This is a genomic window from Pantoea sp. AS-PWVM4, assembly GCF_000468095.1.
Classification (GTDB): Bacteria; Pseudomonadota; Gammaproteobacteria; order Enterobacterales; family Enterobacteriaceae; genus Pantoea; species Pantoea phytobeneficialis.
Genome location: NZ_ASZC01000002.1, coordinates 260,245 through 276,219, shown reverse-complemented (window position 1 = coordinate 276,219; position 15,975 = coordinate 260,245). Strand labels below are relative to the sequence as shown.

The window sequence follows — 15,975 nt, the reverse complement described above, 5'->3', positions numbered from 1 at the left end:
TCTGACAGAGCGCGAAGGATTGCGCGATAAATCGCGCCGCTACGTCAGTGCCTCCCTTTTTCTTCAGTGATTGCTGGTTAAAGTTAAGTAATCTCTGAAGTGATTATCTGCTGTCAAGGATTTTTCCCGCTCACGCATCGGGTCATGATGTCAGCCTGTTCAGTTAAGGAGCCGGTCATGACCCATTTTCCCCAACCGCAGGGCGGCAATGAAATGCCGCGTTTCGCCGGACGCGGCACCATGATGCGTTTACCGGCCAGTGAGTCCCCCGCCGATCTGGATGTGGCGTTTATCGGTATCCCGCTGGATATCGGCACTTCGCAACGCAGCGGTACCCGTTACGGGCCACGCGCCATCCGCGCCGATTCGGTGATGATCCGTCCTTACAATATGGCAACCGGTGCCGCCCCTTTTGACTCGCTGCGCGTGGGCGATCTTGGCGATGTGCCGATCAATACTTACAGCCTGCTGAAGTCGGTCGATATCATTGAAGACTTTTACAGCGCGTTAAACCCGTGGCCGCTGATTCCGCTGACGCTGGGCGGCGACCACACCCTGACGCTGCCGATTCTGCGCGCGCTGGCAAAAAAACACGGTCCGATGGGGCTAATTCACGTTGATGCCCATACCGACACCAATGACGAGATGTTTGGTGAGAAGATTGCCCACGGCACCACCTTCCGTCGCGCGGTGGAAGAAGGTTTGCTGGATTGCCAACGCGTGGTACAGATTGGTCAACGTGCGCAAGGTTATGCAGCGGATGATTTTCAGTGGGGTGTCGATCAGGGTTTCCATCTGATCCCTGCCGAGCAGTGCTGGCATCGTTCGCTGACACCGTTAATGGCGGAGGTGCGTGAACGTATCGGCAGCGGCCCGGTTTATCTTTCTTACGATATCGACAGTTTCGATCCCGCCTGGGCGCCCGGCACCGGTACGCCGGAGGTGGGCGGCCTGACCTCAATGCAAGGGCTGGAGATCGTGCGCGGTTGCCGTGGGTTAAACCTGGTCGGCGGCGATTTGGTTGAGGTTTCGCCTCCCTATGATTTGAGCGGCATGACCTCCCAACTGGCGGCCAATATCCTTTATGAGATGCTGTGCGTGTTGCCTGGCGTCCGTTATACAGAGAAGAAACAATGACACAAATGAATCTGGTGTTCCCGGCCCGCGTGTTACGCGGCGCGGGGGTGATTAATCAATTGGGTGAAATCTGTGCCAGCCTCGGACAACGCGCGCTGCTGATCGGCGGTCATCAGGCGCTGCAAGCGGTGGAAGCGCAGGTACGCGCCCAATTGCTGGCGGCGGATGTGACGCTGCTGGCGCAGGAGTGGTTTGGTGGCGAGACATCGATCAACCAGATCAACCGACTGGCAGCCATCGCCACCGAGTTGCAGGCAGAGGTGATTATCGGTGTTGGCGGCGGAAAATCGCTGGATACCTGTAAAGCCGTGGCGGCGCAGCTTGGCCTGCCGGTGGTGACCATCCCCACCATCGCCGCAACCTGTTCGGCGGTGACGCCGCTGAGTATCCGCTACGACGATAACGGTAACTTCTTTGATATCTTCCCACTGCCACAGGCTCCGGCAGCGGTGGTGATCGACAGCACGCTGCTGGCAAAAGCCCCGCCCCGCTGGCTGGCTGCCGGGCTGGGCGATACGCTGGCGAAATGGTACGAGTTCCGTGCCGTCAGCACCCGCCATCCGGCCAAAGAAGGCAACGCGCTGTCATCCCTGGCGCACAGCAAAATTTGTTATGACGTGATTGCCGAACATGGCCCGGCCGCCTATGCCGCCGTGCTACGCGGTGAGAGCAGCTCCGCACTGGATCAGGTACTGGATGCCATCTTTACCTGGGCGGGTTTAACCTCGCTGATGAGCAACGGAGCACACGCAGCGGCATCTCATGCTATCTACGAAGGCTTTACCTTCTGCGATAAGACGCGCGAGTTTGGTCATGGCCTGCTGGTCGGTTTCGGCAATCTGTGTCTGCTGGCGCTGGAACAGCGCAGCGATGACGAAGTGCTGGCAGAAATGCGTCTGGCACGCGATTGCGGTGTACCGCTGACGTTGACTGAAATTGCCGATCTGGACACAGCCGAGCTGGCGCTGATTGTACGTGAGTCGGTGCATGCGCCGGATATGGCGAATATGGCGGAAACGGTGACGGATGAGCGCTTGCTGGCAGCAATCGCACGCGTTGAGAAGCTGGCAACACAGTAACCGCGCGATAAATCGCGCCGCTACGAGATGTACCAATATGTGTAGCGGCGCGATTCATCGCGCAACGTTGATGTACCAATATGTGTAGCGGCGCGATTCATCGCGCAACGTTAATGTTGTTTGACTGCCAGTAACGCCGCAATCTGACTGACATCGCTAATGTCATCCAGCGTCATGCACATCGCTTCCAACTGCGCCACCTGCTCTTCTGGCAGGACGCGCGCCGCGAGGCTACGGTATTTCGCCAGCAGTGCCTCCAGGCTCAGCGGATTGGCGGGTGCTCCGGACGGCACCGCCACATGTTGCTGCCACTGCTCACCTTGCACCGTCTCCAGCCGCACCCAGGGTTCAGCGTCGCGGTTCTGCTCAGGATCGATCACCAGCTCCACCCGCGCCATCAAGGCTTCTGCATCAGGATGCTGGCGTTTTGCCTCATCATAGCTGGCCAGGTCTGCCGCGCCATACAACGCGCGCGCCGTCAGCGCATAAGGCAAACTCATCTGCGCCGCCGCCAGGCTGGCGACATCACGGGTGCCACACATCTCCAGCAGGAAGGGGTTCAACCCCACCACAATGCGCGCGATATCTGCGGTCGCCAGCGCTTGTTGCTGCAACAGCATACCCAGCGCATCAATTGCCGAATGGGTGCCACGACAGGCGGCATAGGGCTTGATCGAACAGCGCGCCAGCTTCCACACCACGCCGAGATCGGCCACCAGCGCCTCGGGCTGCTGAGTGTCCAGCGCCAGGGTTTGCAGGAAGCCACCCCAGCGCGGCTCGAAGACCGCCGCAGGACCGCTGATGCCACGTTGCGCCAGCAGTGCTGCCTGTACCCCACCTTCCGCCGCACGCGCTGCGTGCAGTTTTTTGGTATGCGAACCGTCGTGAATAAAGCCCCACAATCCCCCACTGAAACTGGCCGCAATACCCAGCGCCGAAGCGCTTTGCGCCGGGGTGAGTTGCAACAGCGAACACACCGCTGCCGCCGCGCCAAACACGCCACAGCTGGCGGTGGAGTGCCAGCCCGCACCGTTATGCGCCGAATAACCGCCGCAAGCCTCCAGCACCCGACGCCCAATGTCATAACCGATCACCATTGCGGTCAGCAGCGCCTGGCCACTCACCGGCTGCGGGGCCAGCGGCAGCACCGCCAGCAATGCCGGGATCACCACCGCACCGGAATGGTCACAGCCACCGGTATCGTCCAGCTCATACATATGCGCCGCCACGCCATTCAGCCATGCTGCCTGACGGGCATTGACCTGTTGCGCGCTGCCCCACACCTGCGCCTGAGCATAACCGCCCTCAGCCTCGACCAGCGTCTGACACTCACGCCAGATCGGGCTATCGCTACCCGCCAGCGAAGCGCCAAGTGTATCGAGGAAGTGACGTTTAGCCTGCTCCACCAGCGCCACAGGCAACTGGTCAAAACGGGTTTCAGCAATAAAACTCGCCAGCTGATTAAGCATTGTTCTCTCCGATGATGCGGGTGAAAACTTCAGCCGGATGATCCGCGCCGTTGTCGGGTTGGGTCTGCCAGTGCGCTGCCACCTGCTGCGCCGTGGCGATCCATACGTTGTGTTGTTGCAGCGTATCGAGCAGCGAGCGCAGCAGACCAATGCGTCCGGCCGTGCCGATGATCTCCGGGTGCAAACGCAGCAGATAACACAGGCCAAAACGATGGAAACCGCGGAAATCCTGGGTAAGGTTGTCGAGGGTTTCGCCATAGGGGGCAATACGCGACTGTCCCGGCGGAATCGCCGGACTGAGGTTAAAGGCAAAATAGGGTTCATCTTCCAGCGTGTAGTGCATCGGCAGTTCCACCAGCCGGGTGCCAGGGTGGAAATAGGGCAGATCGTCTCCGCGCCAGCTGGAGGACCAGCGAATTCCCTGCTCAATCAACGCCTGTGCCAGCCCCGGCTTCCACTGACCTGCCGGGGTGCGGAAACCCTGTATCGGTTGTCCGGTTAATTGCGCCAGTTTGTCGCAACCCCGCGTGATGCTGGCAATTTGTTGTTCCAGGGTCAGCGTGGAGAAATCCTCATGGCGGTCGCCGCTACAGGCGATTTCATGGCCATCAGCGATGATGCGTTGCACCCACTCCGGCTGCTCCTCCGCCACAATCGCAGGCAGACACCAACTGGCTTTGAGCTGTTTTTCCGCCAGCAGGCTCAACAGACGCTCGACGCCGCGCAGCGTGCCATAGCGCCATACCGACAGGGTTTTGTCGCGCCCTGCCACCGCCGGTGCCTGGGTGAGAATTCCATGAATATCGTTAAAATCGATGGTGATAATCGCCGCCGACTGGAAGCCCAGCGGCCAGCGGGAAGATTCAGTCATGCTGCTGCTCCTGCAAGTACCACTGCGCCACCGCATCGCAACGCGCAAACCACACATCATCGCGCGCCGTCATATGTTCAAACAGCTGCTCCAGCAGCAGCAACCGCCCTGGCTGACCGGAGATTTTCGGATGGAACAGGGTGGTCAGGCATAAGCCCTCATCCATCGCGCCATCAAATTCGCGCTGCCAGTTGTCGCGGGTGTGGGCATAGCTGGCAATACGATCGCCGCCTTTCGGGAAGTCCGGCTGGCGCGTATAGGCCAGCGAGGCGTAATCATCCATCTCCCATTTGCCGGGGATTTCCACCAGCGGCGTATGTCCAGCTACCGGGATGCTGTAGGGACGATCGTCGCCGCGCATACTGCTGGAGTAGATCACCCCAGCGTCACGCAGGATCTGCGGCGTTTCTGCATGCCAGTCACCTGACGGCGTGCGAAAGCCACAAGCGGTAATGCCGAGATATTGTTTAAAGATCGCCGCCGATTTTGCCATCACCGCCCGTTGTTCTTCCGGCGAAATCGCCCAGAAAGATTCGTGGCGATAGCCGTGATAAGCCACTTCGTGGCCCTGCTCAATAATCGCCTGGCACTGCTGCGGCCACTGCTCCACCACCCACGCGGGAACAAAGAAGGTGGCGGGCAGTTGAAACGCCCGCAGCAGATCGAGCAAACGCCCGAGCGCGCGGTACGGCCCGTAAGCGCCAAAGGTGAAATACTCCGGCGTCGACCACAGGCTGCCATTCAACATGGCATCGCCGGTGGGACCATCAAGGTCAAACGCCAGCGCCATACAGCCGCGCCTGCCCTGTGGCCAGCGCACTGCGCCCGGTTGTTGCATCAGCCGCCTCCTGTTAGCCCTGGTTTACCGTGGCTTTTGCCACACCGTTGTCGCCCAGACCCCATTTGCTGAGGATCTTCTGGTAAGTGCCGTCGGCAATCATCGCATCCAGCGCGCCCTGCACGGCGGTGGTCAGATCCGATGCATCTTTACCGATCGCCATGCCGGTGTACTGGAAGGAGAAGGCTTTATCGAGCGGCTTAAAGGTGCCCTTTTCCAGGTTCATGATGTACGGCAGGGTTTCGCTGCCCTGTACCGCGCCATCCAGACGACGTTGACGCAACTGAGTGCGGGCATCCGCCGTCCCTTCCGCCCCGACCACAATGATGGCGGGCTTACCGGCGGCTTCGCAGTGGGCTTTGCTCCAGTTAGCAATTTCCTGCGGGAAGGTGGTGCGACGGCTGGTGCCTACGCGCTTGCCGCACAAATCCATCGCGCTGTTGATGTCGCTGCGTGCGGATAAGGTGTAGAACTGCGGGCCGGTTTTGAAGTAGTCGATAAAGTTAACCACCTTCTGGCGTTCTTTGGTGTCGGTCATACCGGACATCACCATATCAACGCGTTTGGTCACCACGGCGTTGACCATCTGTTCAAACGCGATCTCCTGCCAGTTGATCTTCACGCCCAGCTTCTGACCAATCGCCATGCCGAGATCGTAATCGACGCCGGTCAACTGGTTGCTGGCCGGATCTTTAAAATCCATCGGCGGATAGTTCGGCATGATCGCCACGGTCAAACCTTTCTCTTTGATCGACGCTGGCACAGCGATATCGGCCCAGGCCGACGATTGCAGCAACAGCGCGGCACTTACGGCGCTCAGTAACAGTTTTTTCATTCAAATCACCCCGGTCAGTTAAAGAAGAATCGCGTTGATAAAGTTTTTCATCCGTGGGTTTTGCGGGTTCAACAGAATGTCTTCCGGTGCGCCCTGCTCGATAATGCGTCCCTCGTCCATAAACACCACCTGGTTCGCCACTTCACGGGCAAAGCCCATTTCATGGGTAACGACCAGCATGGTGGTGCCTTCTTTTGCCAGTTGACGCATCACCGCCAGCACTTCGCCGACCATTTCCGGATCGAGTGCCGAGGTAGGTTCATCAAACAGCATTAATTTCGGTTTCATCGCCAACGCACGGGCAATCGCCACGCGCTGCTGTTGGCCGCCGGACAGCGACTGTGGGTAGTCGTGGGCTTTGTGCGCCAGTCCGACGCGATCCAGCAGCGCCATCGCCTCTTCGCTGGCTTCACGTTTCGGACGCAGCAGCACGCGGCACGGTCCTTCGATGATGTTTTCCAGCGCGGTTTTATGCGGGAACAGATTGAAGCGCTGAAAGACCATGCCGGTTTGCAGGCGCTGGCGGGCGATCTGCTTATCACTCAACGGGTAAAGTTTGTTGCCGTTGATACGGTAGCCCGCCAGTTCGTTATCGACCCAGATCCCCCCCTGGTCGATTTTCTCCAGTTGGTTGATACAGCGCAGAAAGGTGCTTTTACCGGAGCCGGATGGCCCGAGAATGCACATCACCTCGCCGTAATTCACCTCAAGGCTGACATCCTTCAAGGCGTGGAACTGGTCGAAATATTTGTTCACCTTGACGGCGCGCACGATGTTTCTCATCTCTCTCACTCCTTAGTGACGACGGCGATGGCCGCGTGAGAAGTAGCGTTCCAGCTGGCTCTGACCAAACGACAGCACCGTCACCACAATCAGGTACCAGATACCGGCCACAAACAGCAGTTCCATCACGCGTGCGTTGGCGAAGTAGATGTTCTGGGTGTTGTAGAGCAGTTCCGAGTACTGGATCATGCTCGCCAGACTGGTGGTCTTGATCATGCTGATAAATTCGTTGCCTACCGGCGGCAGGATGACGCGCATCGCCTGCGGCAAAATAATGCGCTGCAACGCCTGCAAACGCGGCATACCGATGGCTTTCGCCGCCTCGTACTGACCGGTATCCACCGACAGCAGACCGGCACGTACCACTTCGGAGGTGTACGCCCCCTGGTTGATGCTCAGGCCGAGCAGTGCCGCGAGGAACGGTGTCATGACGGTGACGGTTTGTACGCTGAACACGCCGGGAATGCTGATGGTGGGAAACACCAACGCCAGGTTGAACCACAACAGCAGTTGCAGAATCAGCGGCGTGCCACGGAAGATCCAGGCGTAACCAACCGCGATGTAGTGCAGCACCGGGTTCGGCGACATGTACATGATGGCGGTGATCACCCCGAACAACACGCCGAAGCCCATCGCCAGCACGGACATAATCAGGGTGTTGACCACCCCGTCGAGAATCGCTTTGGCGGTAAAGAACTGGCCGACAAACGACCATTCGATATTGCCGTGCGCAAAGGCGTTAACCAGCAACGCCAGCAGGATCAGGATGACCGCCGAGGCGGTGATACGGCCATAATAACGGCGCGGCACCACCTGATAACGATCGAGATCGTAATGCGGTTGGCTACTGACGTTGTTGGTTGCGGTGGTGGTCGATTGCGACATCAGCGTCTCCTCAGGCGCGCGGGCCAGCGTAGTCGTCAGCCCACTGTTGCTGGGCCTGCATCAGGGTTTGCAGACGCGCCAGTTGCTCGCGTACCCGCACCGGTGCCGTGCCGCCGTAACCGTTACGGACTGCCAGCGCGGATTCGAGCGTCAGTGCGCCACGGACTTCGGCGGTCAGACGGCTATCGACCGCCTGTAACTGCGCATCGCTCAGATCGGACAAGCCACAACCTTGCTGCTCGCACAGCTGTACCAGTTGACCGGTGATTTCGTGTGCTTCACGGAACGGCACGCCGCGCATCGCCAGCCAGTCGGCCACTTCCGTCGCCAGGGTGAAACCATCCGGGGCCTGCTCACGCATCACCTCGGTGTTGAATTTCAGCGTCGCCATCATGCCGGCCATCGCAGGCAGCACCAGCAACAGGGTATCGACGGCGTCAATCACGTTGCGTTTGTCGTCGCTCAGGTCGCGGTTGTAAGACAGCGGCATCGCTTTCATGGTGGTGAGCAGCGCCGTCAGGTTGCCGACCAGGCGGCCCGAACGGCCACGCGTCAACTCGGCGATATCCGGGTTCTTCTTCTGCGGCATGATCGAGCTACCGGTGGCGTAGCTGTCGTGTAGCTCAACCCAGCGGAACTGACGCGAGGCCCACATGCACACCTCTTCACACAGGCGCGACAGGTTGATGCCAATCATGCTGGTGACAAACAGGAATTCGGCAGCGTAGTCACGGCTGGCAACCGCATCAATTGAGTTCTCGCACGGCGCGAGATAGGCCAGGTCGGCGGCGGCTAATTCTGGCTGACGCGCAATGGCGGAACCGGCCATTGCCGCCGCGCCGAGCGGGCAGCGCGCACTACGGCGATCCCAGTCCTGCATACGCTCGATATCGCGGGCGAAGGATTGCGCATGCGCCAGCAACTGATGACCAAAGACAATCGGCTGCGCCTGTTGCAGATGGGTAAAGCCCGGTGCCACGCTTTCGGTGTGCTGTGCCGCCTGCTCGACCAATGCCTGTTGCAGCCCGAGCAGCGCGGTGACCACCTTACGGCCGTTATCGCGCAGGTAGAGGCGCAGGTCGTTGACGGTTTGATCGTTACGTGAACGACCGGCGCGTAGCTTGCCGCCCAGCGGCCCTAAGCGTTCGGTCAGTGCGCGCTCGACAAAGGTATGCACATCTTCATCCGCCGCGATGGGATGCAACTGACCGGCGCGGAACTCAGCATCCAACTCATCAATCGCCGCCAGCATGGTGCTCAGTTCCGCGTCGCTCAGCAGTTCGCCACGCGCCAGTTCACGGGCGTGGGCACGGCAGCCAGCAAAATCGTAAGGAGCCAGGGCAAAGTAGTAATCCGGGCTACGCGACAGCGCGGTTAAACTGGCCGCCGGTGCGGCTTTAAAACGCGCACCCCATAACAGTTCTGCTTTCTCAGACATGCAATTTCCCCTTACCAATAATCAATAGCGAGATGAATTAGGCACCAGCGATAATAAAAACTTATTTTATTGCTACGCTGGTAAACGCGGCACATTTCAGGTTCACTACACTTTCACCGCAATAATTCCGGAGTTGAATAGCAAAGATGGAAAGTAAAGTTTCCCAGTCTGGAAACAATGCAATCAATCGCAGCGACAATGCGGTGCTGGCATTAAGTAATATCGATTTAAAATTGCTACGCGTATTTAAATGCGTGGTAGAAGCCGGTGGATTAACTGCCGCCAGCCACGAGCTGAATATTGGTCTGGCAGCAATCAGTAAACAGGTTTCCGATCTGGAAATTCGTCTCGGCATGACGCTGTGCAGCCGTGGGCGCGAAGGCTTTGAACTGACGCAGTACGGTATCAACGTCTATCAGGCGACGCTGGAGCTGTTCGTCTCGCTTAATCTGTTCCGCGAGCGGCTGCACAACAGCCGCAACGAGCTGCTGGGCGACATCGCGATTTGCGTGGTGGATAACACCATCTCCGACCCGCACTCCCCGGTCACCAGCGCGGTGCAACAGCTGCACCAGAATGCACCAAAGGTACAAATCCGTCTGCAAACGGCACAATTAGATGATATTGAACGCGGTATTAGCGAAGGGCGTTTTCATTGCGGTATTGCGCCGGTTTATGAAATGAAAAGTGATTTCGATTACTTCCCGTTATATAAAGAATATTCGAAATTATATTGCTCTGCTGGTCATCCACTTTATTCCGGCAGCGCCGACCATAAAATATCGCTGGCATTATTACGCGAACAAAAAGTCATAAATCATTTATATGTTACGCCGCGCGATGCACGACGACTTATTCCATTACAGGACAGCGGCGTACAGGCTGTTCAGGTTGAATCCGTCGCCATGCTGATTCTGACCGGGCATTTTATTGGCTATTTACCCGAACACTACGCGGCGGCGTTTATTGCACGCGGCCAGTTGTGTGAATTGGGGGATGAATCGATTCGTATGGAGAATCCGTTCTGCCTGATGATGAAGAAGGGCCGCAAAATAAATCCGATTATTAAGCTGTTTATGCAGGCGCTGGCGATCCCGGAGGCGGAAGCAGCGCACTGATTTGGTGCACGCCCGCGCGATAAATCGCGCCGCTACCGATGTTCGCACCTGACGTAGCGGCGCGATTTATCGCGCGGGTTTTGGCTGACATTGAACAGCGTGATATGTACAAAAATCAATCCAATACTTTCCCCAGACACTGCGCCGCCGTATTACCCACATAATGTCCAAAGGGTGCAATCGGCTGATACGCATGGCGGGCATAAAACCTTAACGCGCATTGATTCACCTTGCGCGTCTCCAGCCACATCGCCTGATAGCCTTGCGTCCGCGCCTGCTGCTCCAGATACTGCAAAATCGCTGCGCCAATGCCCTGCCCGGCGTTTAACGCATACATGCGTTTCAGCTCCGCCACCCCAGGTTGCAGCGGGCGAAACGCGCCACAGCCCACCGGCCTGCGTTGCTCATCACGCGCGATCACGAAACAGCTGCCCGGCTGCTGCATTGCGTCGGGATCAAAGCTGGCACGCCCGCTGCTGCCGGTCAACTGTGCCAGGGTAGCTGACAGACGATCCAGCAACCATTCAGCGTCCGGCTGCTGAAGCGACTCCGGCGTCACCACGATCATGCAGGCAGCCGCAAGGTTTTAAACATCACCGTTGTGGCGTCCAGCACCCCGGCGGTGGATTCGGCATAGTGAGGAATGGAGCCGGCAATTTTCCAGTCGAGCGACAGGTAGAGATCGGTCGCCACATCGCCGCTGCGCGTGTCCAGCACCAGTAAGGTTTTGCCGTTCTCCACCGCCAACTGTTCCGCCTGCTGCATCAACCGACGTCCAATCCCCATGCGACGTGCGCGCGGGTGCACCAGCAGCTTACTGATCTCAGCGCGGTGGCGACCGTTCGGCATGGCGCTGTACCCCACCATCACCGTCGCCACGATCTCTCCGTGCAGGCGTGCCACCAGCAGTTGATTGTCGCCGCTGGCAAGGCTGAAGATTTTGTCCTGCCAGAAACGTTCCATCACCGCACGATCGTTGGCATCGATAAACCCGACGCTGGCCCCCTCCGCCACACATCCCTGCAACACATCACATAACGCCCCCACCAGAGGCTGCGCCTGGCTGGCGCTAAGCTGTTCGATCTCAATCATGGTTTGCACACCACCAGAATGTAACGTGCACCACCCTGCGGGTGCGCGGTAAAGGAGGATTTGCCGGTCAGATGGAAGCGCAGGCAGTCACCCGCCTGCAAGGTCCAGCTTTGCGCATCCATGCTGATGGTCAGCTCGCCGGACTGTAACCAGATATGCTGCTCCAGCCCCTGAATCGGCGGCGCGTCATAATCAATACGCGAACCGGGTTGTAACACCCCTTCCACCATTTCTGCTCTAAAATGAGTGGCAGGCGGCGAAACGTTGCGGCGCTGAAAGCCACTCAGTTCATCGACCCACACCGGCTGCTGTTCGGGTTTAAGTAACAACAGCGCGTCGTCTTCGACCTCACTCAGCAGGCGCGACATGGTGAGGCCATAGGCGACACAAAGTCGATTGAGTAATGCTGCCGTTGGACTGGTCTCGGCGCGCTCAATGCGCGACAATGTGGCCCGACTGATGCCGGTGGCCATCGCCAGTTCATCCAGTGACCAGCCGCGTTGCAGGCGCAATTCAGCCAAACGAGCGGCCAGCCGATCTTCGGTATCCGGTTCAGACATTATCACCTCTCAATTATGGGAAACGATCTCATAATTGAGATAAAACCTGAAAGCACCATCTCCGTCAAGTTGTACACGGAAAAATATGTTGTACAACTTATTCGCCGCGGTTAAGGTGTGGCGATGCAGGTCAGTATATTGAGGAAGATATGGCCTTATACAGTATCGGCGACGTTGCCGAACGCTGTGGAATCAATCCGGTAACACTTCGCGCATGGCAGCGACGTTACGGTCTGTTAAAGCCCCAGCGCACCGAAGGTGGTCACCGTCAGTTTGACGACGAAGATGTTCAGCGCATTGAAGAGATCAAGCGCTGGATAGAAAGCGGCGTGCCCGTTGGCAAGGTCAAGGCCCTGCTGGAAGGGGAAAGCGTCAATGTGCACGACGGCTGGAATACGTTGCAGGAAGAACTGATGAGCGTACTGCGCCATGTCAGACCTTCAAAGTTGCGTGCCAAGATCGCCACGGTCGGACGTGAGCATCCGGTGGATGCGCTGATTGATCATGTGATTGTGCCGGTTCGCCAGCGTCTCGGATTAGATCAAAACACCGCACGCGCCATGTGCAGCCTGCTTGATGGCGCGTTAATAGATTACGTGGCGTTTTGCCTGACCGGATCGCGTAAAAAAGCCGGCAAAGATGCGCTGATGATTGGCTGGGGCGTTGACGATCGCACCCGCATCTGGCTGGAAGCCTGGCGTCTCTCGCAACAGGGATGGCGTATGGATGTGCTGGCGGAACCGCTGGAACTGCCGCGCCCGGAGTTATTCCCCGGCCAGAATCTGTTTGTCTGGACCGGCAAAAAGCTCACCCGTCGTCAGCATGAACAACTGGAGCACTGGCAGGCCCAGGGCTTTAACGTTCACCTCCACGACCCCAACGCGTAAAAACGCACACATCGGCCTTTGCCTCGGCTGATGTGCGCGTTATCATGCCGCCCTCAATGACATTTCTCAGGTTTTGACATGAACTGGCAAAAAATCTTCATCTCTACCCTGTTTGCCGTGATGGCGCTGGGCGGCATGGGCGGCCTGATGCTGGTAGGCTACAGCCTTATTCTGCACGCCAACTAAGCCAGCGCTGCACGCGTTCAAGCAGACGATCGCACACCAACGCCAGCAGCGCCACCAGCAGTGCCCCCTGAATGACATAGGCGGTGTTAAAGCCGCTCAGGCCAATAATCACCGGCGATCCCAGACTCTCCGCGCCGACGGTTGAGGCGATTGCTGCGGTGCCGATATTGATCATCACCGAGGTGCGTACCCCGGCCATGATAACCGGTGCTGCCAGCGCCAGTTCGATCTGCCATAAACGCCGCCACGGCCCCATGCCCAGACCGGTGGCAATCTCGCGATTGCTGGCCGGTACGCTATCAAGACCAGCCAGCGTACCCTGCAAAATCGGCAGCAAACCATACAGAAACAACGCCATCACCGCCGGGGTCGCGCCGAACCCCATTACCGGCACCGCAATCGCCAGCACGGCTACCGGCGGAAAGGTCTGCCCGGCGGCGGCGAGGGTTTCCAGCAGCGGCCGAAACGCCCTCCCCTTACGCCGGGTGGCAAACACCGCACAACTCACCCCAACGACAATCGCCAGCGCGCTGGCGCTGACCACCAGCCACAGATGCGCCACCGCCAGCCGCCAAAAACTATCCTGTTGATATAATGGCCGTTCCAGTTGTGGAAACCAGTGGGCAAACAGCGGCGCGCTGTGCGGCAGTCCCCACAGCAGCAGCAGAAACAACGCCAGCAGCCAGTACAGCGGATCTTTCAGCCAGCTCATCAACTCGCCTCGCGCTGACGCAACAAATCGCTGAAGTGCAGCACGCCGAGCGGTTGCTGGTGTTGATCCACCACCGGCAGCTTGTCAGTGCGCCGGGCGATAAACTGCGACAATGCCTCACGCAGGGTTAACCCGGCGGCGATCGGTTCGGCCTCCAGCCACTCACCGCGGCGAACCACGCTCCCTGCCCGTCCCAGAGCCAGCAAGCGTACGCCGAGTTCGCTGTGACCAAAAAATTCACGCGCAAAATCGCTGGCGGGTTGCGTCAGCAATTCAATCGGTTTGCCCTGCTGGACAATTTCGCCGCCATCCATTAACACCAACTGGTCGGCCAGGGTCAGCGCCTCATCGATATCATGGGTCACCAACACGATGGTGCGCCCGGACAGGCGGTGAATGCGCAGCATCTCCTGTTGCAGCGCCTGACGGTTGACCGGATCGAGCGCGCCAAAGGGTTCGTCCATCAGCAGCAACTCAGGGTCCGCCGCCAGCGCCCGCGCCACGCCCACACGCTGCTGTTGACCGCCGGAAAGCTGATGCGGATAACGTGTCGCCAACTCGCTGTCCAGATTGAGCAGCGTCAATAGCTCCGCCACGCGCTCACGAATACGCGCCGGTGACCAGCCCAGTAGCGATGGTACGGTGGCAATATTTTTCGCGACGTTCCAGTGCGGAAATAGCCCGATGGACTGAATCGCATAACCAATGCGGCGACGCAAGGCACGGGCATCCATCCGTTCAATGGCTTCTCCGGCAAAGCGGATCTCCCCGCTGTCATGCTCCACCAGTCGATTAATCATTTTCAGGGTGGTGGATTTACCGGAACCCGAGGTGCCAATCAGCACCGTGAAACTGCCTTTCTCAATATGCAGCGACAGATTGCGCACCGCTGCTTTGCCGTTGAAAACTTTATTTACCTGATGAAATTCAATCATATTGTCTCTCCAGCAGTGCAGCCAGTAAGCGCAGCAGCGCATCGGCGATCACCGCCAGCGCCACCACCGGGATCACCCCGAGCAGCACCAGATCCAGTGCGCTACTTAATAACCCCTGAAACAAAATGGCCCCGAATCCTCCGGCACCAATCAACGCCGCCACCACCGCCAGCCCCAGCGTCTGAACCACCACCACACGCAAACCGGAGAGCCACACCGGGAGCGCCAGCGGCAGTTCGGCAAAACAGAACTGCTGCCAACGGCTCATCCCCATGCCACGCGCGGTTTCCCGTACCTCCGCAGGCACCTGCTGCAAACCGGCCACCACACTACGCACCAGCGGCAGCAACGCGTACAACACCAGCGCTATCAGCGCCGGAGCCATACCGATGCCCGCAATCCCCCAACTCGCCAGCAACGGAAACGTTGCTGCCAGCCCGGCCAGGGGGGCAATTAACAGGCCAAACAACGCTACCGAGGGGACGGTCTGGATCAGGTTTAATACGCTGAAAGCGGTTTGCTGCCAGCGCGTACGCCGGGCAATTACAATGCCGAGCGGCAGACCGATCAGTATGGCTGGCAACAAGGTCCCGCCGAGCAGTGTCAGATGCTGGATTAACGCGGCATCAAATACCGTGCTGCGATTGGCATACTCTTTCAACAGGGAAAGCTGGTTAAGATGGCCGCTCAGTAACAGGGCGAGCGGGAGCAACCACATTTGCAGGTTGAGTAAGATGCGCCACGTTGTCTGGCGATGGCGCTGACGAATCGCCTCTGCCGCCAGCAGCAACGTCAGCGCCGCAGCACTCCAGAAACCGCTGCCAAACGCGGTACGCGCCAGCCGGCTGCCGCTTTGCGCCAGCAGTGTCGCCTGATGCCCACTCAGCCAGACCAGCAGCACAAACAGGCATTCGCAGCCGAGCAACAGCAGCAACGCGCTGCGCCGGGTTGGCAAGAAGACCAACAGCCACAACGCCAGCAACGGCAGCAGCAGATATCCGCCCAAAGGTATCTGCCACAGCATCAGCGGCTGACCTGAAACCAGCCGGTTCGCCGCATAGGTCAGCACTGGCAGCGCGGCAAGCGCCACGCTGATCAACACCACCAGTACCAGCAAAACCGGCTGCGGTCGCCTGAATAATCGCGCCAC

17 protein-coding genes are annotated in these 15,975 nt (G+C 58.7%); 4 read left to right on the top strand and 13 right to left on the bottom strand.

Features of this window, described 5'->3' with window-relative positions; all coding sequences use genetic code 11:
- The first annotated feature begins 177 nt into the window (after window positions 1-177).
- Both speB and L579_RS01445 read left to right on the top strand, forming a co-directional pair.
- Window positions 178-1,137 carry an agmatinase gene (gene speB, locus L579_RS01450; RefSeq protein WP_021182513.1) on the top strand — a complete coding sequence of 320 codons (960 nt, stop codon included), beginning with the start codon at window positions 178-180 and terminating at the stop codon, window positions 1,135-1,137.
- On the top strand, window positions 1,134-2,216 hold the full coding sequence (locus L579_RS01445) for an iron-containing alcohol dehydrogenase family protein (RefSeq protein WP_036624519.1): 1,083 nt from the start codon (window positions 1,134-1,136) through the stop codon (window positions 2,214-2,216). The genes speB and L579_RS01445 overlap by 4 nt, the downstream gene beginning before the upstream one ends.
- 110 nt (window positions 2,217-2,326) lie before the next feature.
- On the opposite strand, the gene L579_RS01440 is transcribed toward L579_RS01445, so the two are convergent.
- From L579_RS01440 to argH, 7 genes are read right to left on the bottom strand one after another with little or no spacing between them, the layout of a single operon-like run.
- Window positions 2,327-3,685 carry an MmgE/PrpD family protein gene (locus L579_RS01440; RefSeq protein ID WP_021182511.1) on the bottom strand — a complete coding sequence of 453 codons (1,359 nt, stop codon included), beginning with the start codon at window positions 3,683-3,685 and terminating at the stop codon, window positions 2,327-2,329.
- Window positions 3,678-4,556: a polysaccharide deacetylase family protein gene (locus L579_RS01435; RefSeq protein ID WP_021182510.1), complete on the bottom strand. Its 879-nt coding sequence runs from the start codon at window positions 4,554-4,556 to the stop codon at window positions 3,678-3,680. The genes L579_RS01440 and L579_RS01435 overlap by 8 nt, the downstream gene beginning before the upstream one ends.
- On the bottom strand, window positions 4,549-5,394 hold the full coding sequence (locus L579_RS01430) for a polysaccharide deacetylase family protein (protein ID WP_021182509.1): 846 nt from the start codon (window positions 5,392-5,394) through the stop codon (window positions 4,549-4,551). Before L579_RS01430 ends, L579_RS01435 begins: the two co-directional genes overlap by 8 nt.
- 13 nt (window positions 5,395-5,407) lie before the next feature.
- Window positions 5,408-6,229, bottom strand: coding sequence for an ABC transporter substrate-binding protein (locus L579_RS01425; protein ID WP_021182508.1), 822 nt, complete (start codon window positions 6,227-6,229; stop codon window positions 5,408-5,410).
- An 18-nt stretch (window positions 6,230-6,247) separates the two neighbouring features.
- Window positions 6,248-7,012, bottom strand: a complete 765-nt coding sequence (locus L579_RS01420; protein ID WP_021182507.1) for an amino acid ABC transporter ATP-binding protein — start codon at window positions 7,010-7,012, stop codon at window positions 6,248-6,250.
- A gap of 12 nt (window positions 7,013-7,024) precedes the next feature.
- A complete protein-coding gene (locus tag L579_RS01415) occupies window positions 7,025-7,897 on the bottom strand; it encodes an amino acid ABC transporter permease (RefSeq protein WP_021182506.1) in 873 nt (290 codons plus the stop codon).
- 10 nt (window positions 7,898-7,907) lie between these two features.
- A complete protein-coding gene (gene argH / locus L579_RS01410) occupies window positions 7,908-9,335 on the bottom strand; it encodes an argininosuccinate lyase (protein WP_021182505.1) in 1,428 nt (475 codons plus the stop codon).
- Between the two features lie 146 nt (window positions 9,336-9,481).
- Here argH and L579_RS01405 point away from each other — a divergent pair, with 146 nt between their 5' ends.
- Window positions 9,482-10,453, top strand: a complete 972-nt coding sequence (locus L579_RS01405) for a LysR family transcriptional regulator (RefSeq protein WP_021182504.1) — start codon at window positions 9,482-9,484, stop codon at window positions 10,451-10,453.
- Between the two features lie 115 nt (window positions 10,454-10,568).
- Here L579_RS01405 and L579_RS01400 read toward each other — a convergent pair whose 3' ends face one another.
- Genes L579_RS01400 through L579_RS01390 form a run of 3 tightly spaced genes read right to left on the bottom strand, consistent with a single transcriptional unit; the run spans window position 10,569 to window position 12,105 of the window.
- A complete protein-coding gene (locus L579_RS01400) occupies window positions 10,569-11,021 on the bottom strand; it encodes a GNAT family N-acetyltransferase (protein WP_021182503.1) in 453 nt (150 codons plus the stop codon).
- Window positions 11,018-11,545, bottom strand: a complete 528-nt coding sequence (locus L579_RS01395; protein WP_021182502.1) for a GNAT family N-acetyltransferase — start codon at window positions 11,543-11,545, stop codon at window positions 11,018-11,020. The genes L579_RS01400 and L579_RS01395 overlap by 4 nt, the downstream gene beginning before the upstream one ends.
- The gene (locus L579_RS01390) at window positions 11,542-12,105 is read right to left on the bottom strand and encodes a helix-turn-helix domain-containing protein (protein ID WP_021182501.1); all 564 of its coding nucleotides are present in this window, start codon (window positions 12,103-12,105) and stop codon (window positions 11,542-11,544) included. Before L579_RS01390 ends, L579_RS01395 begins: the two co-directional genes overlap by 4 nt.
- Window positions 12,106-12,254: 149 nt before the next feature.
- Here L579_RS01390 and L579_RS01385 point away from each other — a divergent pair, with 149 nt between their 5' ends.
- Window positions 12,255-12,992: a MerR family transcriptional regulator gene (locus L579_RS01385; protein ID WP_021182500.1), complete on the top strand. Its 738-nt coding sequence runs from the start codon at window positions 12,255-12,257 to the stop codon at window positions 12,990-12,992.
- Between the two features lie 166 nt (window positions 12,993-13,158).
- Here L579_RS01385 and L579_RS01380 read toward each other — a convergent pair whose 3' ends face one another.
- From L579_RS01380 to L579_RS01370, 3 genes are read right to left on the bottom strand one after another with little or no spacing between them, the layout of a single operon-like run.
- Complete coding sequence (locus tag L579_RS01380) at window positions 13,159-13,890, bottom strand: ABC transporter permease (RefSeq protein ID WP_021182499.1); 732 nt, start codon at window positions 13,888-13,890, stop codon at window positions 13,159-13,161.
- Window positions 13,890-14,825: an ABC transporter ATP-binding protein gene (locus tag L579_RS01375; RefSeq protein ID WP_021182498.1), complete on the bottom strand. Its 936-nt coding sequence runs from the start codon at window positions 14,823-14,825 to the stop codon at window positions 13,890-13,892. The genes L579_RS01380 and L579_RS01375 overlap by 1 nt, the downstream gene beginning before the upstream one ends.
- Window positions 14,818-15,975 (bottom strand): ABC transporter permease, encoded by a 1,158-nt coding sequence (locus L579_RS01370; RefSeq protein WP_036624512.1) that lies wholly within the window; start codon window positions 15,973-15,975, stop codon window positions 14,818-14,820. The genes L579_RS01375 and L579_RS01370 overlap by 8 nt, the downstream gene beginning before the upstream one ends.

Coding starts and splice junctions, on each gene's coding strand:
- speB (WP_021182513.1), top strand. CDS start 178: ATGACCCATTTTCCCCAACCGCAGGGCGGCAATGAAATGCCGCGTTTC.
- L579_RS01445 (WP_036624519.1), top strand. CDS start 1,134: ATGACACAAATGAATCTGGTGTTCCCGGCCCGCGTGTTACGCGGCGCG.
- L579_RS01440 (WP_021182511.1), bottom strand. CDS start 3,685: ATGCTTAATCAGCTGGCGAGTTTTATTGCTGAAACCCGTTTTGACCAG.
- L579_RS01435 (WP_021182510.1), bottom strand. CDS start 4,556: ATGACTGAATCTTCCCGCTGGCCGCTGGGCTTCCAGTCGGCGGCGATT.
- L579_RS01430 (WP_021182509.1), bottom strand. CDS start 5,394: ATGCAACAACCGGGCGCAGTGCGCTGGCCACAGGGCAGGCGCGGCTGT.
- L579_RS01425 (WP_021182508.1), bottom strand. CDS start 6,229: ATGAAAAAACTGTTACTGAGCGCCGTAAGTGCCGCGCTGTTGCTGCAA.
- L579_RS01420 (WP_021182507.1), bottom strand. CDS start 7,012: ATGAGAAACATCGTGCGCGCCGTCAAGGTGAACAAATATTTCGACCAG.
- L579_RS01415 (WP_021182506.1), bottom strand. CDS start 7,897: ATGTCGCAATCGACCACCACCGCAACCAACAACGTCAGTAGCCAACCG.
- argH (WP_021182505.1), bottom strand. CDS start 9,335: ATGTCTGAGAAAGCAGAACTGTTATGGGGTGCGCGTTTTAAAGCCGCA.
- L579_RS01405 (WP_021182504.1), top strand. CDS start 9,482: ATGGAAAGTAAAGTTTCCCAGTCTGGAAACAATGCAATCAATCGCAGC.
- L579_RS01400 (WP_021182503.1), bottom strand. CDS start 11,021: ATGATCGTGGTGACGCCGGAGTCGCTTCAGCAGCCGGACGCTGAATGG.
- L579_RS01395 (WP_021182502.1), bottom strand. CDS start 11,545: ATGATTGAGATCGAACAGCTTAGCGCCAGCCAGGCGCAGCCTCTGGTG.
- L579_RS01390 (WP_021182501.1), bottom strand. CDS start 12,105: ATGTCTGAACCGGATACCGAAGATCGGCTGGCCGCTCGTTTGGCTGAA.
- L579_RS01385 (WP_021182500.1), top strand. CDS start 12,255: ATGGCCTTATACAGTATCGGCGACGTTGCCGAACGCTGTGGAATCAAT.
- L579_RS01380 (WP_021182499.1), bottom strand. CDS start 13,890: ATGAGCTGGCTGAAAGATCCGCTGTACTGGCTGCTGGCGTTGTTTCTG.
- L579_RS01375 (WP_021182498.1), bottom strand. CDS start 14,825: ATGATTGAATTTCATCAGGTAAATAAAGTTTTCAACGGCAAAGCAGCG.